Source organism: Alkaliphilus peptidifermentans DSM 18978 (assembly GCF_900101495.1).
GTDB classification, from domain to species: domain Bacteria; phylum Bacillota; class Clostridia; order Peptostreptococcales; family Natronincolaceae; genus Alkaliphilus_C; species Alkaliphilus_C peptidifermentans.
The window spans coordinates 1-25,728 of record NZ_FMUS01000039.1 but is presented as its reverse complement, the minus strand read 5'-3'; the positions used below and the strand labels follow the sequence as shown (position 1 = coordinate 25,728).

21 protein-coding genes, 7 tRNA genes and 2 pseudogenes are annotated in these 25,728 nt (G+C 35.6%); 29 read left to right on the top strand and 1 reads right to left on the bottom strand.

Annotation, left to right across the window (positions count from 1 at the left end):
• The 21 genes and pseudogenes from BLP68_RS19765 to BLP68_RS22525 form a co-directional block, all read left to right on the top strand.
• Positions 1–258: pseudogene (locus BLP68_RS19765) on the top strand (hypothetical protein); the annotation flags it as partial.
• A gap of 333 nt (positions 259–591) precedes the next feature.
• A pseudogene (gene rph / locus BLP68_RS22530) lies at positions 592–1,965 on the top strand (ribonuclease PH).
• Between the two features lie 3 nt (positions 1,966–1,968).
• Positions 1,969–2,439 carry a YfcE family phosphodiesterase gene (locus BLP68_RS19755; RefSeq protein ID WP_091547334.1) on the top strand — a complete coding sequence of 157 codons (471 nt, stop codon included), beginning with the start codon at positions 1,969–1,971 and terminating at the stop codon, positions 2,437–2,439.
• Positions 2,440–2,681: 242 nt separating this feature from the next.
• Positions 2,682–2,755, top strand: a tRNA-Gly gene (locus BLP68_RS19750).
• Positions 2,756–2,764: 9 nt separating this feature from the next.
• Positions 2,765–2,841, top strand: a tRNA-Arg gene (locus tag BLP68_RS19745).
• Positions 2,842–2,860: 19 nt separating this feature from the next.
• Positions 2,861–2,936, top strand: a tRNA-His gene (locus BLP68_RS19740).
• A gap of 161 nt (positions 2,937–3,097) precedes the next feature.
• Positions 3,098–3,173, top strand: a tRNA-Gln gene (locus BLP68_RS19735).
• Positions 3,174–3,191: 18 nt separating this feature from the next.
• A tRNA-Leu gene (locus BLP68_RS19730) sits at positions 3,192–3,275 on the top strand.
• 112 nt (positions 3,276–3,387) lie between these two features.
• Positions 3,388–3,462, top strand: a tRNA-Gly gene (locus BLP68_RS19725).
• Between the two features lie 33 nt (positions 3,463–3,495).
• Positions 3,496–3,572 (top strand) — tRNA-Arg (locus tag BLP68_RS19720).
• 311 nt (positions 3,573–3,883) lie between these two features.
• Entirely contained in the window at positions 3,884–4,327 is a 444-nt protein-coding gene (locus tag BLP68_RS19715) for a HEAT repeat domain-containing protein (protein WP_091547332.1), read from the top strand.
• 263 nt (positions 4,328–4,590) lie between these two features.
• On the top strand, positions 4,591–5,175 hold the full coding sequence (locus BLP68_RS19710) for a stalk domain-containing protein (RefSeq protein ID WP_091547330.1): 585 nt from the start codon (positions 4,591–4,593) through the stop codon (positions 5,173–5,175).
• 212 nt (positions 5,176–5,387) lie between these two features.
• Positions 5,388–6,377, top strand: coding sequence for a C4-dicarboxylate TRAP transporter substrate-binding protein (locus BLP68_RS19705; protein ID WP_091547329.1), 990 nt, complete (start codon positions 5,388–5,390; stop codon positions 6,375–6,377).
• Between the two features lie 15 nt (positions 6,378–6,392).
• A complete protein-coding gene (locus BLP68_RS19700; protein ID WP_091547327.1) occupies positions 6,393–6,869 on the top strand; it encodes a TRAP transporter small permease in 477 nt (158 codons plus the stop codon).
• Positions 6,869–8,152, top strand: coding sequence for a TRAP transporter large permease (locus tag BLP68_RS19695; protein WP_091547326.1), 1,284 nt, complete (start codon positions 6,869–6,871; stop codon positions 8,150–8,152). The genes BLP68_RS19700 and BLP68_RS19695 overlap by 1 nt, the downstream gene beginning before the upstream one ends.
• A gap of 18 nt (positions 8,153–8,170) precedes the next feature.
• Positions 8,171–9,244 carry a mannonate dehydratase gene (gene uxuA / locus BLP68_RS19690; protein ID WP_330389245.1) on the top strand — a complete coding sequence of 358 codons (1,074 nt, stop codon included), beginning with the start codon at positions 8,171–8,173 and terminating at the stop codon, positions 9,242–9,244.
• Positions 9,245–9,317: 73 nt separating this feature from the next.
• Entirely contained in the window at positions 9,318–10,934 is a 1,617-nt protein-coding gene (locus tag BLP68_RS19685) for a mannitol dehydrogenase family protein (protein WP_091547323.1), read from the top strand.
• Between the two features lie 77 nt (positions 10,935–11,011).
• Positions 11,012–11,689 carry a GntR family transcriptional regulator gene (locus BLP68_RS19680; protein ID WP_091547322.1) on the top strand — a complete coding sequence of 226 codons (678 nt, stop codon included), beginning with the start codon at positions 11,012–11,014 and terminating at the stop codon, positions 11,687–11,689.
• A gap of 742 nt (positions 11,690–12,431) precedes the next feature.
• On the top strand, positions 12,432–14,423 hold the full coding sequence (locus BLP68_RS19675; RefSeq protein WP_091547320.1) for a transporter substrate-binding domain-containing protein: 1,992 nt from the start codon (positions 12,432–12,434) through the stop codon (positions 14,421–14,423).
• Complete coding sequence (locus tag BLP68_RS19670) at positions 14,401–15,600, top strand: sigma-54-dependent transcriptional regulator (protein WP_207647953.1); 1,200 nt, start codon at positions 14,401–14,403, stop codon at positions 15,598–15,600. Before BLP68_RS19675 ends, BLP68_RS19670 begins: the two co-directional genes overlap by 23 nt.
• 3 nt (positions 15,601–15,603) lie before the next feature.
• On the top strand, positions 15,604–15,750 hold the full coding sequence (locus BLP68_RS22525) for a helix-turn-helix domain-containing protein (RefSeq protein ID WP_408606049.1): 147 nt from the start codon (positions 15,604–15,606) through the stop codon (positions 15,748–15,750).
• An 83-nt stretch (positions 15,751–15,833) separates the two neighbouring features.
• Here the strand turns inward: BLP68_RS22525 and BLP68_RS21890 are convergent, their stop codons facing one another.
• Positions 15,834–15,995, bottom strand: a complete 162-nt coding sequence (locus tag BLP68_RS21890) for a hypothetical protein (protein ID WP_176759125.1) — start codon at positions 15,993–15,995, stop codon at positions 15,834–15,836.
• A 155-nt stretch (positions 15,996–16,150) separates the two neighbouring features.
• Here BLP68_RS21890 and ftcD point away from each other — a divergent pair, with 155 nt between their 5' ends.
• From ftcD to BLP68_RS21885, 8 genes are all read left to right on the top strand, one after another.
• Entirely contained in the window at positions 16,151–17,059 is a 909-nt protein-coding gene (gene ftcD, locus BLP68_RS19665) for a glutamate formimidoyltransferase (RefSeq protein ID WP_091547319.1), read from the top strand.
• Between the two features lie 57 nt (positions 17,060–17,116).
• On the top strand, positions 17,117–18,271 hold the full coding sequence (locus tag BLP68_RS19660; RefSeq protein ID WP_091547317.1) for an ABC transporter substrate-binding protein: 1,155 nt from the start codon (positions 17,117–17,119) through the stop codon (positions 18,269–18,271).
• Between the two features lie 57 nt (positions 18,272–18,328).
• Positions 18,329–19,201, top strand: coding sequence for a branched-chain amino acid ABC transporter permease (locus tag BLP68_RS19655; protein WP_091547316.1), 873 nt, complete (start codon positions 18,329–18,331; stop codon positions 19,199–19,201).
• A 14-nt stretch (positions 19,202–19,215) separates the two neighbouring features.
• The gene (locus tag BLP68_RS19650; protein ID WP_091547314.1) at positions 19,216–20,334 is read left to right on the top strand and encodes a branched-chain amino acid ABC transporter permease; all 1,119 of its coding nucleotides are present in this window, start codon (positions 19,216–19,218) and stop codon (positions 20,332–20,334) included.
• Positions 20,267–21,034: an ABC transporter ATP-binding protein gene (locus BLP68_RS19645; RefSeq protein ID WP_091547313.1), complete on the top strand. Its 768-nt coding sequence runs from the start codon at positions 20,267–20,269 to the stop codon at positions 21,032–21,034. The genes BLP68_RS19650 and BLP68_RS19645 overlap by 68 nt, the downstream gene beginning before the upstream one ends.
• Entirely contained in the window at positions 21,034–21,741 is a 708-nt protein-coding gene (locus BLP68_RS19640) for an ABC transporter ATP-binding protein (protein WP_091547311.1), read from the top strand. Before BLP68_RS19645 ends, BLP68_RS19640 begins: the two co-directional genes overlap by 1 nt.
• Positions 21,742–22,021: 280 nt before the next feature.
• Positions 22,022–23,950, top strand: a complete 1,929-nt coding sequence (locus tag BLP68_RS19635; RefSeq protein ID WP_091547309.1) for a beta-propeller domain-containing protein — start codon at positions 22,022–22,024, stop codon at positions 23,948–23,950.
• A gap of 388 nt (positions 23,951–24,338) precedes the next feature.
• Entirely contained in the window at positions 24,339–25,667 is a 1,329-nt protein-coding gene (locus tag BLP68_RS21885; RefSeq protein WP_091547308.1) for a leucine-rich repeat protein, read from the top strand.
• Positions 25,668–25,728: the final 61 nt, after the last annotated feature.

Genomic DNA, 25,728 nt, shown 5'->3' with positions numbered 1-25,728 from the left:
AGAGAAATAGACCAATGGATGAGAAGACGCATAAGGATGATTTACTGGAAGCAGTGGAAGAAAATCAAAACGAAATTCACAAATCTAAAGAAGCTTGGTATCGCCGAAGGCAAAGCTTGGGAATTTGCAAACACAAGAAAGAGCTACTGGCGAACAGCCAATAGCCCAATTCTAAATAAATCTCTTACTAACCAAAGGTTATCAGACCTAGGTTATCTATTCTTCTTTAATTACTATCAACAAGCATGTGTAAACTAAAGAACCGCCGTATACCGAACGGTACGTACGGTGGTGTGAGAGGTCGGTAGATAAAATAATTATCTACCTCCTACTCGATCTGGAATAAACCGATGACTGAGCTTTTAAGCCATGATTTTTTGATTTAGATTATCCCATGATAGGTGGCACTTCATAAGGGATTTATAAACTTGCCTTATAATATGAATGAAGGAATATTTAGTTGCTAATGCTAAACACAAAATGATATTTAGTAGAATATGAGAAAAACAAAAGAAAAGTATGATACAATACTAAGTAACAAAAGTAAAGAATTTACACTTTTACATATCTGAAGGGAAAGGAAGATGTAATTTGACTAGAGTTGATGGAAGAAACTTTGATGAAATTAGACCTGTAACTATTACAAGAAACTACACTAAATATGCCCACGGATCAGTATTGATTGAAATGGGAGAAACAAAGGTGATTTGTACTGCCACCATTGAGGATAAAGTACCACCATTTTTAAAAAACACCGGGAAGGGATGGGTTACTGCTGAGTATTCTATGCTTCCTGCTTCCACACAGATTAGAAAAATTAGAGAATCAAGTAGGGGCAAGGTTGAGGGGAGAACACAAGAAATTCAAAGATTAATTGGAAGAGCCTTAAGGTCCGTCATTGATCTTGACGCTATAGGAGAACGAACTATTTGGCTAGATTGTGATGTTATCCAGGCCGATGGCGGTACCAGAACAGCTTCTATAACTGGATCATTTATAGCCCTCATAGATGCATTAAATCATTTAAAATCAATAGGACAAATAAAAAAATTTCCTATTAAAAATTACATATCTGCCATAAGTGTAGGTGTAGTTGGTGAAAAGCCACTTCTTGATCTATGCTACAAAGAAGATTCAACTGCAAAGGTTGATATGAATATCGTTATGACAGATCAAGGTGAATTTGTTGAGGTGCAGGGAACAGGAGAAGAAGCTCCCTTCTCAAGGAAGGATTTATTAGAACTATTGAGATTAGGAGAGCTGGGGAACCAACAATTGGTTAAATTACAAAAAGAAGCTCTAGGAGAGCTGGCGGCAGAAATAGGGAGAAGGGAAGAATAACAAAAGATGAATAGAGAAAGACAAATTGCTATAATAGCTACTGGAAATTTACATAAGTTAGATGAGATAAAAAAAATACTTTCAGAATTTCCCTTCGATATAAAATCAATGAAGGATGTAAATCTGGAAGGTTTGGAAATAGTAGAGGACGGTAATACCTTTGAGGAAAATGCATTAATAAAGGCTAGAACTGTTATGAAAAAGACAGGGTATGTCACCATAGCTGATGATTCGGGACTTGAGGTTGATTGCATAAACAATCAGCCAGGAATCTATTCAGCAAGATTTGCAGGTGAAAATGCCAACGATGCTAAAAACAATGAAAAACTATTAAATATGATGAAGGACATTCCGGAGAATGAAAGAGGAGCTCGATTTGTTTGTGCTATGGCAGTTGTGTTTCCCAACGGTGATGAGCTTGTATTAAGAGGAGAATGTAAGGGGATAATTGGACAATCGCCAAGAGGTAAACAGGGGTTTGGCTATGACCCACTATTCATAGTACCTCAATATAATCTAACCTTTGCAGAGCTAGGTGAAGAATTAAAAAATAGAATAAGTCATCGAGCAGTTGCTTTAACGAAGCTTAATAAGCTATTAGAGGACAAGCTAAGGAGTGAGTAAACCATGAAAGTGACTGTTGCAGTAATGGGAGATACTCACAACCAATTTCAAATAATCAATAAGCTAAAGGATTATATGAAGGATGTAGATGTAATTATTCATACTGGAGATCATTATGATGACATAAATTACATTAAAAAAATATACAATAAGAAAGTTATCGGAGTAAAGGGTAATTGTGATTGGAATGGTAGTGATGTCCTTATAGAGGAAATCAATGGCAAGATTTTTTTTATTTGTCATGGGCACCAGTATAATGTAAAGTCAAATTTAAATGGAATATTTTATAAAGGCAAGGAAGCTAATGCAGATATAGTAATTTTTGGTCATACCCATATACCCTATTATGCTGTAGAAGAGGATATGACTCTGCTTAACCCTGGTAGCCTTGCATTTCCAAGAGCTGGATCAGACAAGTCCTTTGCTATACTACAAGTGGATACATTAATAAAAGTTAAGCTAATAGCTTTATAAATACAATTGATTAAGACCAAAACATGAAAAACGTTAGATAATTAAAGATATTTCATGAAATATGAAGTATATTACATTCAATTAATGTTAATTATAATTGATAAAGATTATCGCCAATTGACTCTCCACTAAAATTTATGTATACTAAATATCGCTGCTGAATATGATACCTGACTAGGTGATTGACAAGCCTTGTTATAGGTGGTATAATCATTAAATGTCGGGAAAGCAACAGCGATGATGCGGGTGTAGTTCAGTGGTAGAACTTCAGCCTTCCAAGCTGACCGCGAGGGTTCGATTCCCTTCACCCGCTCCAACATTATATGTGCCCATAGCTCAGCTGGATAGAGCATCGCCCTTCTAAGGCGAGTGTCCGGGGTTCGAATCCCTGTGGGCACGCCATATACTATTTATAGTCATGGTGGGTGTAGTCAAGTGGTTAAGACACAGGATTGTGGCTCCTGCATTCGTGGGTTCGAATCCCATCATCCACCCCATAAAACCAATGAGTAATGAGTAAGCAATAATTAGTAATTAGCAATGAATGATTTAATATTATAAAACAAAAAAATAAATATCTAATATAAAAAAATTTACAATTGTAAATTTTCTTCATTAATTAAACATTACACATTCAACATTTGTCATTTATTAATATTGGGATATAGCCAAGTCGGTAAGGCAACGGACTTTGACTCCGTCATCCGCAGGTTCGAGTCCTGCTATCCCAGCCATAAAAAAATTCATGTTTTGCGGGTGTGGCGGAATTGGCAGACGCACTAGACTTAGGATCTAGCGGTTTATCCGTGGGGGTTCAAGTCCCTCCACCCGCACCATACTAGAAATCAGAAATCGGTTAGCCAGCAGGACCGAAAAGAAATAGAGTTTTCGTAGAAAACTTCACTTTGAATTCAAACACTCAGACCTCTGGCACACTGACTTCTATCTGCGGAAGTGGCTCAGTGGTAGAGCATCGCCTTGCCAAGGCGAGGGTCGCGGGTTCGAGTCCCGTCTTCCGCTCCATTTTATTTAAAATAACAAAAACGTAATATATATGCGCCCTTAGCTCAGCTGGATAGAGTTGCAGACTTCGAATCTGAAGGTCGGGGGTTCGAATCCCTCAGGGCGCGCCAGTGATTTTAAGACTTCTGGAGAATAGTAATTCTTTAGAAGTCTTTTTTGCTACTACCAATACTACAACTGGATAAACTTTTATGAATATTGAATGTGTAAATAGGATTCTACGACAAAAAATGGACACAATATCCTTATGTATGATACTATTATATTTATGGAAAAATTAATACTAAAAACAGTTAGTTATTTGTAGGATACTGGTGATTTTTAGTGGAATAGGATCAAATTATTGGAAAAATAAAATAAGGGAAATAGATATCTTGTAAAATTAAGATGTAATGAGTTTGAATAGAAGGGAAGGGTTCATTTGAGTAATGATAAAGTAACATATGAGTTACCTGACAATTTTGAGGAGTTAAAAAAAGCTGCCTTCCGCACAGCTAATTGGAGAGAACGAATGAAGGCGGTAGAAGAGTTAGGTCAATGGAAGAGCCAGGAAACAATAGAAATTCTGAAACGTGTAGTTGCTGATGATGCGGCGTATAAGATTCAAGAGGCTGCCTATAACAAACTCAAAAATTTCGGCGAAGATATTTCTTTACCAGCTAGAAAAAAAGGCGAGCCGATTAAGGGTATATCAAAAATTCTATTAAGGATCAAAAAAAGCCTGCCAGAAGATCATACAGTAGAAGAGTTCAAAGAGAAGCTTAAAAAAATGCGACTTGATGTATACGATACATATGAAGCTGAAAAAGGTGCTGATTTTGATCAGTGGCTGGAAAACACATGGGGATCCTTATCTAGGAAGTAGTTTGATGTTTTTCTGGATATGTTCACCTAAAGTTATACAATTATTATGGAGTTGGATCGGGGATTGAATCCCTCAGGGTGAGCTATTATTTAACTTCAAGTTTTAGTACTTGGAGTTTTTGGTGTTTAAAATGACTCCTACAGGTTATATGGTTCTATATCAATACAAGGAGTATGTTTATTACTTTTTTGTTACATTCTTCTCTTAAAAAGTAAAATTATGTTATAATTATATGGAAAATTTAGACAAGGGGGAATCCAAAAATGAGCAAACAATACTTAAAAGGGTTAGTTTCAGGGATTATAATTACTATTCTATTAACTTCAGTAGTCTTTGCCTCAACAAAAACCATTGATGTTCTTTTTAATGGGGTGAATATTGAGGTAAATGGTCAAAAGGTAAACGCAGATAATATACTCTATAATGGAACAACTTATGTACCTTTAAGAGTAACAGCTGAAATGCTAGGAATGGAAGTAGGTTGGATTCAAGAGACAGGTACAGCTACATTAAAAAGTAAAATTATACCTCATGCTGAAGATTCAGAGAATATAGAAGACTCAAGGAATTTTGAATCTAAAGAATTAAAACTACTAAGTATCACCAGTCCTATTACCGCTGCTTCTGAAGCTAGTATTACTATAGCTGGAACTCCTAAATCAACATATTCTATTATATTTGCAGATCCTTATATAGGAGAACCGTTAGAAGCTAAGGTGGCAGGAGAAGATGGTAAAGTAAATTGGACTTGGAAGTTGGATCAAAGGAATAAACCAGGTAATTATGCACTTACAATAATAGATTTTGATTCAGGGCAAGTAGTTACCTCAATATTAGTTGTAGAGTAGTTGAAAGCAGGGTTTTTCCCTGCTTTCTTTATTTTTTGAATGAATAATTTAAAAGTTAACCAACTGAAGCTACTATCCTGAATGGGTATTATACTCTCATTTTCTGCATAAAATACAAATCTTCTGATAAATCCAATTGACATGCTAGTATACTAGTGTTACAATGAAATCGTTAGTAAATATAATTAAAGTAGTATAAAGGAGGAGAACGTATGAAAAGGAAATTAGCTTTAGTAGTAACTGTTGTATTGGTACTAGGTTTACTTGCGGGGTGTAGTGGAGAAACAAAATCTGATGAAGTTTATACCCTTAAGATGTCTACACAATTAAACGAGTCTAGCCCTATGGTTCAAGGGTTTAATGATTGGGCAGATAGGGTAAAGGAAAGAACTAATGGTAAGGTTATTATTGAAATTTTTCCATCAGCACAGCTAGGTAGTGATGAAGATGTTATAGAGCAAGCTATTCAAGGGGTAAATGTTGCAGTTTTAACCGACGGCGGAAGAATGGCAAACTACGTTAATGATATTGGAATCATTGGAATGCCATATATTGCAGCTAATTACGATGAATTATTGGCTATTACTGAAACCAGTGTTTTTGATGAATGGGTAGATGAACTATCTAAGGAAAATGGTATAAGGGTACTAAGCTTTAATTGGTATGATGGGCCCAGACATTTTCTAACCAATAAGCCTATTACTACACCAGCCGATTTGAGCGGTGTCAGAGTTAGAACTCCTGGTGCGCCTGTGTGGTCTGAGTCTGTAGCTGCAATGGGTGCAACACCAATTGCAATGGGATGGACTGAAACGTATAATGGAGTTCAGTCAAGAGCAATTGATGGAGCAGAAGCACAACATACTGCTACTTATGGACAAAGATTATTTGAGGTTCTAAGCTATATAAATAAAACAGAGCATTTTCAGTTAGCAAATGGGATTATAGTTGGGGAAAAATGGTTTAATACATTACCGGAAGAATATCAAACTATTCTAGTTGAAGAATGCAGGGCAGCAGCAGCCAGCAATGCCCGGTTAGTAGAACAAATTGCTGATGAGTATGAAGACAAGATGGTTGAAGAGGGAATGACAGTAATTGAAGTAGATAAAGAAGCCTTTAGAAAAGCCGCAGAGGCAGCCTATGATAAATTAGGATTTTCTGATCTAAGAAATAGAATTTATGAGGAGTTAGGCAAGTAATCAGGAGTGATATAGATGAAAAAAATATATAGCACATTTTGCAGATTAGAAGAAGTCATAGCAAGTATATTCCTAAGTATAGTAACATTGATGGTTTTTTTATCCGCTGTGGCAAGAACTATAAAATATCCAATTAATTGGGCACAGGATGTAGCACTGCTCTTGTTTGCTTGGGTAGTTTTTCTTGGGGCTGATGTAGCCCTAAGAGAAGCTGATTTTGTTAGTGTGGATATGTTTGTGGCAAAACTACCTAAAAAACTGCAGAACATATTATACTTTCTTTGGTATTTTATAATACTTGTTTTCTTAGGTATTCTTATCCGATATGGAGTTCCATTGAGTTTAGAAAACTCTAAGAGACTGTTTCAAACCCTGGGTATAAGCTATTCATGGGCAACCATGAGTGTTCCGGTATGCTCTGCTTTTATGATGCTGACTATTATATTAAAATTGCTTAACAAGATTAAAAGAAGAAAGCAGGTGGATAGCTAGTGGGTCTTGTGGTAGTAGTATTTTTCATATTTCTTTTATTAGGTATGCCAGTAGCCTTTGCTATTGGAATATCCGGAACAGTATTTTTTGCAACAACTCCAGGACTACCCTACACCATTGTTGTTCAAAATGTTGTAAGATCTACACAAAGCTTTACATTGCTAGCTATACCACTTTTTATTTTCGCAGGTAATTTAATGAATAATACTGGTTTAACGACAAGATTAATTAAACTGGCGAACTCTCTAACAGGACACATGTATGGGAATCTAGCTCAGGTTTCATGTGTGCTGTCTACTATGATGGGAGGGGTTTCTGGTTCTGCCAATGCAGATGCAGCAATGCAATGTAGGGTTTTAGGGCCTTCCATGACTAAGAGAGGCTATAGAAAGGGTTATTCAGCAGCTGTAAATGGAGTCACCTCTCTGATTACTGCTACGATTCCGCCTAGTATGGGACTTATTATTTATGGTTCGGTTGGAGAGGTCTCCATAGGAAGACTTTTTGCAGCTGGTATTGTTCCTGGTATCATGATGATGATAGCTTTAATGATTACTATAAGATATACTGCAAAAAAAAATGGATATATGCCTGAAAGTAAAGAGAAGCCTTCTTTAGGAGATGTTGGTAAGGCCTTTTTAGAAAGTATATGGGCATTGATGTTTCCAATAATACTATTGTTTGGTATAAGAATGGGTATATTGACTCCTTCTGAGTCTGGAGCCTTTGCAGCAGTGTATGCAATATTTGTAGGAGTGTTTATTTATAAAGAATTAACCTGGGAAAGGTTTAAACTAACTTTAAAGGATAGTATAAGAGACATTGGTATCATAATGATACTGGTGGCTTTATCAGGAATTTTTGGTTATGGAATTGTTTATGATAGGATTCCACAGCAAATGGCTGAAATTTTAACAGGTATTACTTCAGATCCAATAATGTTGATGTTTATTGTTGTTTCAATGCTGGTTTTTAGTGGGATGTTTGTTGAAACAACGGTTGTTACTTTGTTGTTGACGCCAATACTTCTACCCGTAGTTACAAGGGTAGGAATAGATCCGGTGCAGTTTGGTGTAGTTATGATGTCCATTGTAACCATGGGAATTATAACACCACCAGTTGGAATTGCTCTTTATACTACTTCCAATATTATGGGATGTAAACCACAAGAGACAGCTAAAGAATCAATACCATTTATTATAGCAATATTAGGTGTTATAACATTATGTATTTTATTTCCTAATCTAGTACTATTTATACCTAATATGATTTTTGGGAAGTAGAGGTGAGAAAAATTGAAAATGATTTTACGTTGGTTTCCATATGGAGATGACAGTGTAACTTTGGAGCAAATCAAGCAGACACCTGGAGTATCAGGGGTTGCAACCTGCTTGCCTAAAATACCTGTGGGAGAAGTTTGGCCACTAGATGTCTTAGAAGAGCTAAAAAAAGAAATAAATGAAGCTAGACTGGAGATGGAGGTAATTGAAAGTGTAAATATCCATGAGGATATAAAAAAAGGACTTCCGTCAAGGGATAATTATATAAACAATTATATTAAAACAATAGAGAATTTATCGAAGGTGGGTGTCAAAATTTTATGCTACAATTTCATGCCTGTAATTGATTGGGCACGAAGTGAATTGGCCCACAAGCTTGAGGATGGAAGCTATGCTATGGCCTATAGACATGATGAGGTTGTAAAAATGAATCCATCCATCATGGCAGATGTTATGGCCCAAAAATCTAGAGGATACTCCTTGCCAGGCTGGGAGCCTGAAAGATTAGAGCAAATGGCTGCAGATATAGAGTTTTATAATAATATTACTACTGAGGAATACTGGGAAAATATGAAATATTTCTTAGATGCTGTAATTCCATATGCTGAAAAGCATGACATTCAAATGGCTATTCATCCAGATGATCCACCATGGCCCTTATACGGGTTACCAAAGGTTATTACCAATGCAGAGAATATTAGAAAATTCCTTAGTCTCAACTCAAGCAAATATAATGGATTAACCTTATGTACTGGAAGTCTGGGTTCTAATATTAATAATGATATGGCAGAAATCATACGTGAATTTTCTGGAGAAGGCAGGGTGCATTTTGCACATATTAGAAACCTGAAGCATCTCTCTGAAAAGGATTTTGATGAATCTGCACATTTAAGTCAATGTGGTGATTTAGATATGTTTGAGATTGTAAAAGCATTCAATGATACAGATTTTGATGGCTATATAAGACCTGATCATGGAAGGATGATTTGGGGAGAGAAGGCTCGACCAGGCTATGGGTTGTATGATCGTGCTATTGGTGCAAACTATATCTTGGGGTTGTGGGAAGCCCTTGAGAAAATGAAAAAAATGAAATGAAAATGTATACACCACATGTCAAATATCATGTGGTGTATACTCAATTTTAAAATAAGAAGGATTGGGTGATAAAATGTTAGAGATGAATGCAAAAACTTTAGAAAATAAGAAGGGATGGGAAGAAAAAGGAATGATTCTCCCTGCCTTTAATTATAGAGAGATGGTGGAGGAGACTACGAAATCTCCTATATGGATTCATTTTGGGGCAGGAAATATATTTCGTGGTTTTATTGCACAATTACAGCAAGAGCTTTTAAATCAGAATATAACAAACAAGGGCATTATTGCAGCTGAAACCTTTGACTATGAGATTATTGACAAAATATATGCTCCTTACGACAATTTGACGATGCTTGTGAGATTAAATGCAGATGGTAGGATGGATAAGGAAATTATTGCAAGTATTGCAGATTCAGTTAAAGGGGATATGTCTAGTGAAGCAGAAAAGAAGAAGTTAAAGGATATCTTTAAAAACCCCTCACTTCAGATGGTGAGCTTAACAATTACGGAAAAGGGCTATGCTATACAAAATGCTAAAGGTGAATTTATGCCAGTTGTTCTACAGGATTTTGAAGCAGGACCAGTTAAACCAAAGCATACCATGAGTATTTTAACCTCTCTGATGTACGAAAGATATTTAGTAGGTAAAGCTCCTTTGGCAGTAGTAAGTATGGATAACTGCAGTCATAATGGTGAAAAGCTTCATAATGCTGTTTTGACAATTGCTAAAGAATGGATTAAGAATGGATTTGTTGAAGAAGCTTTTTTAAACTATCTTGAGGACGAAAACAAAATTTCTTGTCCCTGGACCATGATTGACAAAATTACACCAAGGCCATCAGAAGTCGTAGAAAGGGAATTAACAGGAATGGGAGTTCAAAACATGGCACCTGTTATAACTACGAAAAATACTTTTATTGCCCCCTTTGTGAATGCAGAAGTCCCTCAATATTTAGTAATTGAAGATAATTTCCCTAATGGAAGACCAGCACTAGAAAAAGCCGGTGTATATTTTACAGATCGGGAAACGGTGAATAAAACTGAAACTATGAAGGTAACCACTTGCTTAAATCCTCTTCATACTGCACTTGCAGTCTATGGCTGTCTTCTTGGGTATACCAGTATTTCAGAGGAAATGAAGGATACACAGCTTAAGCTTCTAGTTGAAAAGATTGGTTACCAGGAAGGGATGCCAGTGGTGGTAAACCCTCAAATTATTAAACCAGAAGATTTCATAAAGGAAGTTATAGAAGAAAGACTTCCGAATCCTTATATACCAGATACACCACAAAGAATTGCCACTGATACAAGTCAGAAGGTTGCAATAAGATTTGGTGAAACCATTAAGTCCTATGTTGCAAGTGATGACCTTCAGGTTGAAAATCTTACCTTTATACCATTGGTTATTGCCGGTTGGTTTAGATATACTTTGGGCATAGATGATAACCTTAGAGCTATGAAGGTAAGCAGTGACCCAATGTTTGATGATATTCAAGAATGCCTTAAAGATATAAAAATAGGAGATAGAAGCTCATATAAAGGGCAATTGGTACAATTTCTTTCTAATGATAATATTTTTGGATTAGACCTAATGGAGATTGGCCTTGGTAATAAGATTCAGGATATGTTTTTAGAGCTTATCTCAGGAGAAAATGCTGTTAGGCAGACACTAAAAAAATATCTCCCATAAAATATATATTTATAAATGCCAAATTATAGTATAATAACAAGTAATAGAATACAGTAGCTAGGAGTAAGGAGGACCTCATGCAGATAACGGAAAGATTTGAAAAAGAGACGTCACGGGATTATGCACTTCGCATGATAAAAAACAATATTATTATGCTAAATTTAAAGCCAGGAAGTATTGTTAGTGAAAATGAACTGGCTAGTGAACTAGGTCTATCTCGAACACCGGTACGGGAAGCTCTAATTGAGTTAAATAAGACACAGATAGTTGAAATATATCCACAAAAAGGCAGTTATATATCAAAAGTGTGTCCTAGTCTGGTGGAAGAAGCACGCTTCTTAAGATTGGTGCTTGAAAATGCAATGGTAGAACTAGCTTGCCAGTGTGCCACCAAGAATGATCTGGCTTTATTAGAGGAAAATTTAAAACTTCAAGAATTTTATCTAGAAAACTATTCACCCGATAAACTTTTAGAAATGGATAATCAATTTCATAAATATATTTTTCAAATCTGCAATAAGATGCAGACTTATTCCTTGATGGATAGCATGATGGCACATTTCGATCGGGTTAGAAGCATGAGTCTTCATACAGTTAAAGATATTAAAATTGTAGAAGATCATAGAAAAATTGTAGAAGCCATTAAGGAGAAAAATAAAGAAAATGGGATAGCATTTATGACAAAACATCTATCACGATATCAAATCGATAAAGATGAAATCATAAAAAAATATCCTGGTTATTTCAAGCTTTAATTGGAATCATTACTCTTGACATAGTTCTGGTTTTTGGTTATAACCATGAAGGACAGGGGCTGCGTCATGTGAAATAATGGTTTTTGAGTAACCCTGTGGGCACTTTACCGATACCAAACCTCTAATATATTGGGTGTAGTCAAAAAAATTTAATCATTATTAATTCATATAATGCAATGTGTTTTTACTATACCTAAATAGTGATTTTAATGATATATTTTTTATAATTTTTAATAAAATTGTTAACGCTTTTTTAACTACCAGAGACCTTCATAAAGAAGGTCTCAGACTGTTGAAAATCCTCCATCTTCTTCGTTGCTGCAAAAACCCAGCACCCTTACGTATTACGTATACGCTGCGTTCGCTGGTTTTTTTTGCGCCTCGAATCTGAAGAATTTTGAACAGTCTGGATATTGTTGACTTTTTCAACAGACCTTCATAAAGAAGGTCTTTTATGATTTGCGAAAGAGGAATAAGTAGCAATATACTATGCTTTTCCACATAAAAATATAGGAATCATGAGTACATCTCTATCTATTTAATTTTTCTTCAATATTTACTATATAGAGTGTAGAATTATACAAGAAATAGCTGCGGCTGCTTTTAGTGACCAGATGCTTTTTACTGGTCCATTCCATTATTTGCTGCTTTGTTGTAGTGTATAAATAAAGGAATAGTGCAAAAAATGTCGAAACAGATTAAATATATCTAATGATATAAGCATTTATAGGGGGATAAAAAATTGAGTATTAAAAAAATAATCATTTATCTTGTTTTTTTTCTGCTGGTATGCAGCTTTTCAATAGTGGTAGATGCGCTGCCAATTCAAACCATAAGGATAGCAGGAGATGATAACTATCCACCATATGAATATTTAGATGAAAAAGGTATATATAAAGGTTTTAACGTTGATATCATGCGGGCAATTGCTATTGAATTGGGTATAGAGATTGAAATTATACCCATGCCATGGTACCAAGCGATTGAAGCTTTGGAGAAAGGAGAGGTTGATGCAATTCAAGGCATGACCTACAGCCTTCAAAGGACAGAAAAATTCGATTTTAGCGATGTGTTAGTGGTGAACTCACAAGCAATCTTTGTTTTAAAAGAAACCAATTATATAGCTGAACTTCAAGATTTAAGAGAAGTGACGGTGGCCTACCAAGCTGGAGATATTAGTGAGGAAATTGTTTCTTCTATAGAAGGAATTATGCCAATAGTGAAAAATAATCAAGAAGAGTCTATGGAGGCTTTGCTAAAGGGTGAGGTAGAAGCGGCTATAGGCAATAGGCATACTGGGTTATATATTTTACAAAGAGATAGACATTTCCAAGAGATAAAGATCGTAGGAGAGCCCTTGCATGCTACTGAATATATGGCGGCAACTATTAAAGGAAATACCGAGGTGTTAAAGCTTTTAAATAAGGGAATAGAAGGCATTAAACGAAATGGTACCTATGATAAAATCTATAGAAAATGGTTCGGAGAGACATTTCTAGATAAAACGGCAATATGGAGAAAAATGCTGCTTATAACTATGTTGATTTTATTAATGACCATTATTGGCGCAACATTTACTATAAATTGGAATAGAAAACTGAAAAAAGAGGTTTTTAAAAGAACCTATGAATTAGATAAAACCAACAGAATATTACAAGAAAGAAAACATCAACTGGAGCATAGTAATCGTCTGCGGGGTAAGATACTGGAAAATATTTTTAGTGGTATTATCACCTTCAATTCAGATCAAAGGGTTTCTGCCTTTAATAGAGCTGCTGAAAAAATATTGGACAAGGAAGTTAAGGTTGATAGGGAATGGAAACAGCTGGGGTTAGATAAATTGCTGTCTTCTGCTGCATTGAATAAGGTAATGGAAGGGGAAATATGGTCAGAGAATCTTGAGTGGCATAGAGAAGGCAGTAGGAAGGTTTATGTTGAATGCAATCTAATCCCCATAAAAGATAAAGATTATGAGATGGAAGGGTTTGTTTTATTACTAAGGGACTACTCCGAAGAAAAATATTTAAGGGATATTGTTTATCACACTGACAAAATGAAATCCTTAGGAAGATTAGTCGCCGGCTTAGCCCATGAAATTAGAAATCCTTTGACGGCTATTAAAACCTTTATTGATTTGCTGCCTAATAAATTTTACAGTCAGGACTATCGGGAAAAGGTTATTGAAGTAGTTCCAAAGGAAATTGATAGAATTGATCATTTAGTTACGCTGTTGCTGGATTATGCTAGACCTAAAGCAGGGGTTCATCAATCCACTAGCTTAAGAAGTCTAATAAATGAAATAAGAGATCTTTTGTCAATCCATTTGAAGCAAAAAAAGATTGAATTTATTTATGAGATTAATGACATTACCCTATGGTGTGATGAACAACAAATACAACAGGTCTTGGTAAACTTAATTCTTAACAGTATTGAGGCTATCGGAGAAAAAGGAAAAATTGTCCTCTCCGCCAGGATAGAAAAGGATGAAGCTGTTATCCAGATTATAGACAATGGTTGTGGTATACCCGAAGAGGCCTTAAATAATATCTTTGATCCTTTCTTTACTTTAAAAACTAAGGGATATGGCTTAGGATTAGCCATAAGCTATCAATTAATAGAGGATAACAAAGGGAGAATAGAATTTTCCAGTAAAGTAGGGGAAGGAACTATAGCAAACTTACATTTACCTATAGCTAAGGAGGTAGACAACAATGCACAGCATACTTATTATTGATGATGAAATCAATATTCTAACATCGTTAAAATTTGCATTAGAAGATCGATATACTGTCTATACAACTATAGATCCACTTGTGAGTTATGAAATTCTTAACACCAGACCCATTGATTTGGTTCTTTTAGATCAGCGTTTGGCAGATTGTGACGGTTTAGAAGTTCTACAAAATATTAAGCAGAACTATCCTGGGGTTATTGTCATTGCCATGACCGCCTATGGTACTATACAATCTTCTGTGGAGGCTATTCAAAGAGGAGCCTACTATTATGTGACAAAGCCTTTAAACCTACCTGAACTATTTATATTAATTACAAAAGCTCTGGAGTACCAAAATTCAGCTGGAAATATGGATGATCTAACTAGACAGTTAAATAGTAAGCAGGATATTAAGTTTATAATAGGCTCCAGTAAAGCAATATCAAGAATTTTTGAAATAGTGGAGAGGATAAAGGATTTAGATATTAATGTGTTAATTACAGGAGAAAGTGGTACTGGTAAAGAATTGGTGGCAAAAGCTATTCACTATTGGGGAAAAAGAAAGTCAGGGCCTTTGCAAACTGTTAATTGTGCATCTATTCCCTATAACCTATTAGAAAGCGAACTATTTGGCTATGAAAAAGGAGCCTTTACTGGTGCTTCTCAAAAATATAAAGGGAAATTTCAATTAGCCCAAGGTGGTACTTTGTTTTTAGATGAGATAGGAGATATGGATTTGGCTCTTCAAGGTAAGCTATTGAGGGCTATACAGGAAAGGGTAGTAACACCTTTAGGCTCAGAAAAAAATATTCCTATAGATGTTACGTTTATTGCTGCTACTAACCGTAATTTATCAGAAGATGTAAAAAAGGGGAATTTTAGAGAGGATTTGTTTTTTCGATTGAATGTTATAACTATTGAGATGCCGCCTTTAAGGAATCGCAAGGAGGACATTCCTACTTTGGTGAGATATTTTATGGAAAAGTATAATAAAAGCTTTAACAAAAAGGTAGAAGGTATTACCCCCAGTGCTATAGAGGTTTTAGAGAATTATCATTATCCTGGTAATATAAGGGAACTACAAAACATTATTGAAAGAGCAGTAGCCCTTACAGATGGATATACCATTCAAGTGAAGGATTTTCCTAAGGAGTTAACAAAAAATGTGGTGACAAGCCCCAAGGAATGGTTTCCTTGAAACATAGGAGAGTCTCTGGAAGAGATAGAAAAAAAAGCTATTTTGGCTACGTTAGACCATGTAGAAGGTAATAAGACTAAGGCTTCCAAAATTTTAGGAATAAGTGACAGGCACTTGAGAACTAAGATAAAAAAATATGCACAAGAATAAATAAAACCCCAAATAGTCGGAACTTATTTCCTAGGCAGAATTTATTTCCTACTAAAAAAACAATAAGAGAGAATATTAAACCCCTAAAACATAGGGGTTTCCAGACTGATGAAAAAACCACATCTTCTTCGTTGCTTCAAAAACCTAGCACCCTTACGTATTACGTATACGCTGCAGTCGCTAGGTTTTCTTGCGCCTCGAATCTGTAGCTTTTTCATCAGTCTGCATTTTGATGACTTTGTCATCAACCTGAAAACCCCTAAAACAACATAGGGGTTTCTTTATGCTTTTGAACTGGCATGAATATTGCGTACATTTAAACATAGAAGTATTAAAATTGGTTAACCAATTAATACTACGTTTTGTTCTATAATTGCAAATAACAAAGGAGGCTTTATAGATGTCAATGGGTAAAAAAAACGTATTAGCTGTGCCAAACTTCAGCGAAGGCAGAAGAAAAGATGTTATTGAAGCAGTAGTAGATCAAGTTAGAAATGTAGAAGGGGTAAAGCTGGTAAGCTACGAGCCTGAAGAAGATTTCAACAGAACTGTTGTAACCGTTATTGGTGAACCAGAAGCTTTAAAGGAAGCCCTGCTTAATATGGCAGGAAAAAGCTATGAGCTAATTAACATGGAGGAACAAAGGGGTACCCATCCAAGAATTGGTGCTCAAGATACTATACCATTATTCCCTTTTAAAAATATTTCTGTAGAAGATTGCAAAAAGTTAGCAGAAGAGATAGGAGAGGAAATATACAAACGATTTCAGGTCCCTGTATATTTTTCCAGTGCAAATGCAAGATGTGAAGAGAGAAAGGCCCTTGCTTTTATACGTAAAGGACAATATGAAGGCTTGAAAGAGGTTGCACATACAGATGAAAGAAAGCCAGATATCGGACCTGCTGCATTACACCCAACAGCAGGAGCTACTATTGTAAGCTCTGATGTTGAAGGCTTAACTGCCTATAATGTTTTTTTAGCCACAGAGGATGTAAATATTGCTAAAGCAATTGCCAAAGGTGTAAGGGGGCCAAGTGGCGGTTTTTCCACTGTTAGAGCTGTAGGCATTAAGTTCCCTGAAAGGAAAGGCGTAGTAGTATCTATGAACATGTTTGATTGTAACGTTACACCTATTTATAGAACCTTAAGCTTTGTACAACAGGAAGCAGCAAGATATGGTGTTGCTGTAACGGGATCTGAAATAGTAGGACCTGTTCAATTAGACCATTTATTAAATTCTTTAGAGTATTATCTAGGCCTTGAAAACTTTAGAAGAGAGCAAATTCTAGAAACACATTTGATGGAGTAATTTTATCTTAACAAGTAGAAAGAACTATTAAAAAACTTTAAAAGAGGAGGAAAAAAAATGAAAAAAACGACGTGGGTACTTATTATTGTCATGATTTTAGCTTTATTCACGGGCTGTACCAGTGATAAAGATACAGGTGGAGAGGGTGCTAAAGAAATCTATATTGCCAGTGCCAACCCAATGACTGGAGACTCTGCACAATTTGGTGATATGAAAGTAAAGGCTATTCAATTGGCATTAGATGAAGTTAATGACGCTGGTGGTATTAATGGAATGAAAGTAAACCTTTTAGTTGGGGACGACACCGGTAACCCTAAGGAAGCTCCAAGCGTAGCTCAAAGATTTGCAGATGATAAGAAAGTATTAGCTATAATAGGACATTGGAATAGCTCTTGTACTCTTGCAGCAAGAGGAATCTACAATGATGCTAAAATGCCAGTAATTACAGATTCAGTAAACAAAGGTATTACAGATGGGACAACCCCTTATGTTTATCGTATTTCCTTAACAGATACAACACAAGCAGAATATTTAGCAGAATATTTAGCAGAATATGCGTATGAAGTAATGGGGAAGCGTAAAGTTGCTATTATGTACACCTCCAACGATTTTGGTGCTGGTATAACAGCAGATTTTTCTAGAGTATTTAAAGAAAAAGGTGGAGAAGTGGTAGCTACTGAGACTTATCATGAAGGACAGTCAATTGATTTCACACCACAGCTTACTAAGCTAAAGAATCAAAATCCAGATTTAATGTTTATAGCAGGTTACTATGTAGAGACTGCATTAATAGCACAGCAAGCTCAATCAATAGAATTAGACGTTCCTATGCTAGGAACTGATGGAATTAGTTCAGATGAACTAATTAAGCTTGGAGGAAGTGCGGTAGAAGGCATTGCATTTACAGGATTCTTCCATCCAGATGTAAAGCATCCAGGAACAGAAGAGTTTGTAAAAAGCTTTAGAGAGAAATACAATAAAGAGCCTGACACCTATGCTGCATTAGCCTATGATTCTGCTAAAGTTATATTAAAAGCAATAGAAGAAAAAGGTGCAACTAGAGAGGGTATAAAAAGCTATTTAAGCGAAGTAAAGGATTTTCCTGGAGTAGCTGGTCCAATTTCCTTCGATGAAAAGAATGATGTCACTAGAGGGATTACCATTTTACAAGTTAAGAATGGAGAAATAGTTCCTGCAGAAGTTCAACCTTAAAGAAAAAGGGACAATTTTGTCCCTTTTTTACACCAAATACCATAAAGGGGTGAGACTATGTTTTTAGACCAACTAAGTAACGGACTAGCACTGGGCAGCATCTATGCTTTGACAGCTATTGGGTTTACTATGGTTTACGGTATTATAAGATTGATTAACTTTGTACATGGTGATATTTATATGATGGGAGCATTTTTTGCATTAACAGCACTGACTGTTTTAGGAATGCCAATTGTAGTAGCTTTTATAATAGGTATGATAGGCTCTGTTGTTGTAGGGCTTATGATAGCTAAGTTTGCCTACAAACCAGTTTTTGAAGCTCCCAGAATAAATCTATTTTTATGTGCTATTGGAGCTGCAATATTTTTGGAGAATTATGCAATGCTAGTTTGGGGTCCCCAAACCCAATCATTTCCAGATATTATTACAAATCAAACCTATAATTTTTTAGGATTAAAATTTACCACTCTACAACTAATTATATTAGCAACTGCCACCTCACTAATGGTAATACTAACTTATATTATTAAATTCACAAAAATGGGTCGTGCAATGCGGTGTACCTCTCAGGATGTGGAGGCAGCAAAATTAATGGGTATTAATACTCATCATGTAATATATTTTACCTTTGCTATTGGATCTTCACTAGGGGCTGCCGCAGGAATACTAGTAGGGATGTACTATAAGGCGGTCTATCCAATGATGGGCTTTACCTCTGGCTTGAAGGCCTTTGTTGCTGCTGTTATTGGAGGAATTGGCAGTATACCTGGTGCAATGCTGGGGGGGATTATCATGGGCATTGCAGAAACCCTTGGGGCTGCTTATATTTCTTCAGGCTATCGTGATGCTATTGCCTTCATCATATTAATTATTATTTTACTGGTTAAACCATCAGGAATATTGGGCAACTCAGCAAAAGAAAAGGTTTAAGGGGGTGAAGAAAAATGGCGAATTTTATAAGAGTATCTGCTAATTTAGTTTTTGCAGTTTTTATACTTTTTATTGCAATCAAAATTCTATCCAAGATTTTTGATGCTGCCACCATAAAATATGGTACATTAAGTAAAAAGAAGCAAAGTGGGCTTTTAGCAGTCTGTGGGCTGTTGATTATTTTGTGGCCTTTGCTGGCAAAGGGATCACCCTATATAATTAGGACAAGTATCATGGCCTTAATTTATGTTGTATTGGCTTTAAGCTTAAATATGGTCATCGGATTTGCTGGTCAGCTTTCCATGGGACATTCAGCCTTTTTCGGAATTGGAGCATATGTAGTAGCATTATTAACTGTTAGCTATAGTGTATCTTTTTGGATAGCTATGCTGATGGCAGGAATTGTTGCAGCTATATTTGGATTTATACTAGGTATTCCTACCCTTAGATTAAAGGGAGACTATTTAGCTATTACCACCATCGGATTTGCCGAAATTGTTCGTTTAGTACTGGTAAATTGGACAAATGTAACAAGGGGTCCAGCAGGAATTCCAGGTATACCATCTCCGAGGATATTTGGGTTGGTACTAAGAAGCAATGTAGCTTACTATTACATTATTCTTATATTAGCTGCCCTCACAGTATTTGTTTCTTATAGATTACTACATTCCAGATTGGGTCTAGGACTTATAGCAGTAAAGGATGATGAAATAGCAGCAGATGCAATGGGGGTGAATTCTACCAATTTAAAAATTCTTGCCTTTGTTCTAGGCGGAGCTATTGCAGGTGTAGCAGGAGGATTCTTTGCTTCCTTCATTCGTTATGTAAATCCTGATAACTTCACCTATATGGAGTCTGTTTTAATTTTATGCATGGTGGTATTAGGTGGTGTAGGAAGTATCCCTGGAGTCATCATAGGAGCTGTAGTATTAACAGTATTACCAGAAGCCTTAAGGGACATATCAACTTATCGTTATGCAGTTTATGGACTATTGTTAATCGTGATGATGATTATTCGACCTCAGGGTATGGTAAGCAAAGAAATTTTAAAGGGGGGTAAACTAAATGCTGATAATGGAGGCAAAGGAGGCAACAAAGTCCTTCGGTGGTTTAGTAGCAGTAAACAAGGTTGATATGCACATTAATGAAGGCGAAGTTGTAGGATTAATAGGCCCTAATGGTGCAGGTAAAACCACTTTCTTCAATTTAATCACAGGTATTTATGAAACTACTTCAGGAGAAATTAATTTTTTAGGTCAACCCATTAAGAAGAGTAAACCCTATGAAATTGCTAAGTTAGGTATCGGAAGGACCTTTCAAAATATAAGATTATTTAAAAGCATGACGGCTCTGGAAAATGTAATGGTAGGTCAATATTGTAGGACACATGCCAATCTGCTGGGGGCTATATTAAGGACAAAAGCAGTTCGAAGAGAACAGCAGCAAATGAAGGACAAGGCCATAGAGCTTCTGAAATTTGTTGGGCTGGAGGACAAAAAAGATGAAATTGCCACCAGCTTACCCTATGGAGATCAGAGAAAGGTGGAGGTAGCTAGAGCCTTAGCAACTGAGCCTAGATTATTATTGTTAGATGAACCAGCTGCTGGAATGAATTCAAGAGAGAAGGTAGAAATGCAACAGCTTATTAAAAGAATACAAGAAAAAGGCTATACAGTCCTATTAATTGAACACGATATGAAGCTAGTAATGGGAATTTGTGATAGAATACTGGTCCTAGACTATGGCAATAAAATAGCTGAAGGATTACCAGCAGAAATCCAAAAAAGCAAAGAGGTTATAGAAGCTTATTTGGGAAAAGGAGGGGCCGCTTGATGTTGCAGGTGAAGGACTTGAATGTTTACTACGGTGGAATTCATGCTCTAAAGGGTATATCCTTTAATATCAATGAAGGAGAAATTGTAACCTTGGTAGGAAGCAATGGAGCTGGGAAGTCTACAACTTTAAGGGCTATCTCAGGACTTATCAAAAATAAAACAGGCAGCATTGTTTTTAAGGATGAAGAAATACTGGGAATGCCTTCTGAAAAAATTGTGGGATTAGGTATTAGTCAGGTTCCGGAAGGGAGGCGCATCTTTACAGGATTAGATGTGGAAGAAAACCTCTTGATGGGAGCCTATTTAAGAAATGATAAAAAGGAGATTCAAGAAGACCTAGAGTATGCCTTTAAGATATTTCCAAGACTGAAGGAACGAAGAAGACAAGCGGGTGGAACCCTTAGTGGTGGAGAACAGCAAATGCTTGCAATTGCTAGGGCGTTAATGGCTAGACCTAAAGTACTAATGCTGGATGAACCATCCATGGGATTAGCACCTATTGTTGTAGAAGAAATTTTTGAATGTATCACAGAATTAAACCAAAAGGGATTGACTGTACTGCTGGTGGAGCAAAATGCCAATATAGCACTACAGGTGGCCCATATAGGGCATGTAGTAGAAACCGGCAGCATTGCCTTCTCGGGCAACGCTGGAGATCTTCTTGACGATGATAGAGTGAGAAAAGCATATCTAGGGGAGGATTAAGTTGATAAAATTTTAATATATATCTCTAAAGCTAAGTCTGAGGGTTCCAGTCCCCCTAGGACCCGTCAATAATCAAAAAATATAGCTCTTAGCCAGTCTGTAAATCCATCAGACTGAGCTAAGGGCTATATTTTTGCTTCCTTTACCATAAGGGATTCCTTTGGAAATTTAATAAATATATAACATTAATTGGAACAAATTATATAAACTCTTCGTCTAATAAAATAATACATTTATAGTCTAGACATATAGAATGAATAGATAGAGGGAGGAGAGTTTAATGAAATCCAGAATCATTTTTATAATTGCCTTGTCGCTATTCATCATGATGGTGACAGTCTTTGTCGGGGAGCCTTATTCTATTAGAGGTCTGGAGGAAGTGGCATCTATAAAGCCTCCAAAGGTACAGGATGAAAATCATTTGTGGCAGCTACTAAAGGCCTTTGAAAAAAGAAATAGTATAAATAATTATGGATTTTTTTCCAGAGGCATTAAAGAAATAGCTGTGGAGTCTGCTGAATCGGAGGAATATGGCTCTCAATCAAATGATTATTCTGATACAAACATTCAAGTTAAGGGTGTAGATGAGGGAGATATAATCAAAACCGATGGAGAATATATTTATCATCTTCAGCATCATAAGTTAAATGTGTATATGGCTTATCCAGCTGAGAAGTTACGCTTTGTTTCAAGTCTTGAATTTGGAGAAGACTTTAATTTCTTAGAGATATACTTACATGATGAGCAATTAATTGTGATAGGCAACAAAACTGAACACAATGAGTTAAAGCCTAATGCTACGGGGGCTTATTCAACACCCCATTATAACTACTATAGGAATTTCACTAAGGTTATAGTGTTGGATAGGAAATCTAAGGATCTTAAAGTATTAAAAGAATTTGAAATAGAGGGTGACTATTTTTCATCTAGAAAAGTAAATGACAGCTTGTACATGGTCAGTAATAAAAATATGTATACCTATTTACCAATGCCTAGGATTATTGTTAATGGTAAATATGAATATAAGGAAAAGCAGGTAATCGAAACTCCATACTATAAAGAAGACAATTCGGAAATGATAAATATTCCAGTTGAGGATATTTATTATTTTCCTAACTTTACAACCCCTGAATATATGACAATATCTACAATTAATCTAAAGGATTTGTCAAGTAATGTTCATCTAGAAACATATATAGGAGCAAGTCATAGTATATATGCATCAACAGAGAATCTATATATAGCCAACACCATATACCAAGAGGTTAGTACATGGAATAGAAATGCTATAGGTGAAACAACAACAGAAATACACAAAATAAAGCTACAGGATGGCAAAACCTCTTATGCTGGAATGGGACTGGTAAATGGAAAAATATTAAACCAGTTTTCTATGGACGAAAAGGATGGATATTTTAGAATAGCCACAACTACAGGTGATATCTGGAGGGATGATGAATTCACTTCAAAAAATCACTTGTTTATACTAGATAATAAACTTGAGGTTGTAGGAAGTGTTAATAATATTGCACCTACAGAGAGAATCTACTCCATGAGATTTATCGGGGATAAAGCCTATATGGTCACCTTTAGAGAAACAGATCCTTTTTTTGTCATAGATGTTAAGGACCCAACTAATCCAAAGATACAAGGCTATTTAAAGATACCCGGCTATTCAAATTATTTACATCCATACGACGAAAACCATATCATTGGCTTTGGTAAAGAAGTCTATGAGACAAAACAAGGCTTCCTTGACGGTGGGTTAAAAATTGCAGTATTTGATGTCAGTGATGTTTCCAATCCTATTGAAAAATATAAGGTGGAGATAGGTGGAAGAGGCACCCATTCTCAACTCCTCAACAATCATAAGGCGCTACTATTTGATGCCACCAGAAATCTATTGGCTCTTCCCGTTACTGTGTATAGTGAAGAGGAGTCTACAAACAACTTCTGGAAAGGCAACTTTAAATTTCAAGGAGCTTATGTTTATCATTTAGATATGGAGAATGGGTTTAATTTAAAGGGGGAGATCACCCATTACACAGAAGATGACTATCAAAAGGCAGGGATATACCACTATTATGGAGATAAAGATATTCAAAGAATTATAAGGATTGATGATGTACTATATACAGTTTCAGAAGAAATGATAAAGGCCAATAAGTTAGACGACCTAAAAGAAATTAAGTCTATAATACATAAATAAAGATAGTGTATACTAGTAAAATAGATATAATTGTTCACAATGACACACCTTCCTTTTGGGATTTTGGGTGTTTTGGGACTCAATTATACAAAAAAACAGTAATTGAAAGGGAAGGATATGCTTATGAATTATAATCCTCGATAATATTGACGGATACCAGTGCTTATAATAGTGCTGGTATTTTTCTATAAAATAATAGCTTCTATCAATTATTCATTAGTAAAATTTGGAGGAACATAATACTATTTGTCGAATTATAGTAGTAGAATAATAATAACAACTAGACCTAACCTGAATAGACTTGAATACTAAAAGGACGATGACTTAAACACCTTAAAATTCAACATATTCTGTTAAGAAGGGTTGTCAAAATGGGAGGAGAACTAGCGTGAAAAAAAAGATTTTTAACAGATTACCTCAAGTATTAGTCATGGCATTGATTTTATTAATGCTTCCAACACTATCTATTGCTTCTGCAGAACCTGAATTTGATATTCAAAATAATTTCCTAATGAGAGATCTTGATAATTACGATGAAGGCTATTATAAGGTACAAGATAATGTACTGGTTAAGTATAACGGTAACGCTAAACACGTTGTTATACCAAAAGGTGTAACTGCTATTGATACAAGTGCTTTTGCTGATAACAATAATATTGAATCTGTAATAATTCCAGATGGTGTCACCCATATAAATGCTATGGCATTTTATATGTGCAGAAATCTAAAGGAAATAGAAATTCCAGATAGTGTACAATATATAGGGTTTAGTGCTTTTTTCGGCTGTGATAGCCTTACCAGCATAGAATTGCCAAAAGGATTGATTGAGATACCAGAACAAGCTTTTTTTTCCTGCGATAGCTTAAAAAATGTTACCATACCAGAGGGTGTTAGATCAATTGGCGCAAAAGCGTTTGTAGAATGCTCTAGTTTAACAAAGGTTGTGATACCAAGTAGCGTTAAAGTAATTGGTGCAGGTGCATTTTCTCAGTGTAGCAGCTTAAATACTGTAACAATTTCAGAGGGTGTCACCACTATTAAAGGAACAGCATTTTCAAATTGTACTAACTTAAAAGAAGTGACAATACCTAGTAGTGTAACAGAAATTGGTAAAAATGCTTTTGGGACATCAAGCTTTGGAAATGTAAGTGGTTTTACAATAAGATGTGAAGAAGGATCAGAAGCCGAAAGGTATGCATTAGAAAATTGCTTTAATATAATTATAACCGAGAAAAAAGCAGTAACAGAAACAATAGAAGCTCCAACTACTGAAGTAGTATCAAGTAATGTAATAGCAAAGCCAACAATTGGTAAGGTTCTTGTAAATGGTGTGGAGCAAAGCTTTGAAGCCTACAACATAGATGGTAACAACTATTTTAAGCTAAGGGATTTAGCAATGGTGGTTAGTGGAACTGTTAAACAATTTGAAGTAGCGTGGGATGGCGAAAAAAATGCAATTAACCTTATTTCAGGTAAGCCCTACACAGTATCAGGTGGAGAAATGAATAAGGGTGATGGTTTGGAGAAGATAGGTCAATTGAACACATCAAAAATATATAAAGATGGTAATGAGATAAAAATAATCGCCTACAATATTAATAGTAATAATTATTTCAAATTAAGAGATGTGGCACAGGCCTTTAATATTGGTGTAACTTGGGATGAAGCAACAAGTACAATAGCTATTGATACTTCAATTGGATACGTAGAACCATAAGTATATTACAACAATTTATAGATTAAGATTATATAGATAAAATGTAATTATATGGTATAAT

Bases quoted from the DNA above. Each gene is read 5' to 3' on its own strand.
- BLP68_RS19755 (WP_091547334.1), top strand. From the start codon at position 1,969: ATGAAAGTGACTGTTGCAGTAATGGGAGATACTCACAACCAATTTCAA.
- BLP68_RS19710 (WP_091547330.1), top strand. From the start codon at position 4,591: ATGAGCAAACAATACTTAAAAGGGTTAGTTTCAGGGATTATAATTACT.
- BLP68_RS19705 (WP_091547329.1), top strand. From the start codon at position 5,388: ATGAAAAGGAAATTAGCTTTAGTAGTAACTGTTGTATTGGTACTAGGT.
- BLP68_RS19700 (WP_091547327.1), top strand. From the start codon at position 6,393: ATGAAAAAAATATATAGCACATTTTGCAGATTAGAAGAAGTCATAGCA.
- uxuA (WP_330389245.1), top strand. From the start codon at position 8,171: ATGATTTTACGTTGGTTTCCATATGGAGATGACAGTGTAACTTTGGAG.
- BLP68_RS19685 (WP_091547323.1), top strand. From the start codon at position 9,318: ATGTTAGAGATGAATGCAAAAACTTTAGAAAATAAGAAGGGATGGGAA.
- BLP68_RS19680 (WP_091547322.1), top strand. From the start codon at position 11,012: ATGCAGATAACGGAAAGATTTGAAAAAGAGACGTCACGGGATTATGCA.
- BLP68_RS19670 (WP_207647953.1), top strand. From the start codon at position 14,401: ATGCACAGCATACTTATTATTGATGATGAAATCAATATTCTAACATCG.
- BLP68_RS21890 (WP_176759125.1), bottom strand. From the start codon at position 15,995: ATGACAAAGTCATCAAAATGCAGACTGATGAAAAAGCTACAGATTCGA.
- ftcD (WP_091547319.1), top strand. From the start codon at position 16,151: ATGTCAATGGGTAAAAAAAACGTATTAGCTGTGCCAAACTTCAGCGAA.
- BLP68_RS19660 (WP_091547317.1), top strand. From the start codon at position 17,117: ATGAAAAAAACGACGTGGGTACTTATTATTGTCATGATTTTAGCTTTA.
- BLP68_RS19655 (WP_091547316.1), top strand. From the start codon at position 18,329: ATGTTTTTAGACCAACTAAGTAACGGACTAGCACTGGGCAGCATCTAT.
- BLP68_RS19650 (WP_091547314.1), top strand. From the start codon at position 19,216: ATGGCGAATTTTATAAGAGTATCTGCTAATTTAGTTTTTGCAGTTTTT.
- BLP68_RS19645 (WP_091547313.1), top strand. From the start codon at position 20,267: ATGCTGATAATGGAGGCAAAGGAGGCAACAAAGTCCTTCGGTGGTTTA.
- BLP68_RS19640 (WP_091547311.1), top strand. From the start codon at position 21,034: ATGTTGCAGGTGAAGGACTTGAATGTTTACTACGGTGGAATTCATGCT.
- BLP68_RS19635 (WP_091547309.1), top strand. From the start codon at position 22,022: ATGAAATCCAGAATCATTTTTATAATTGCCTTGTCGCTATTCATCATG.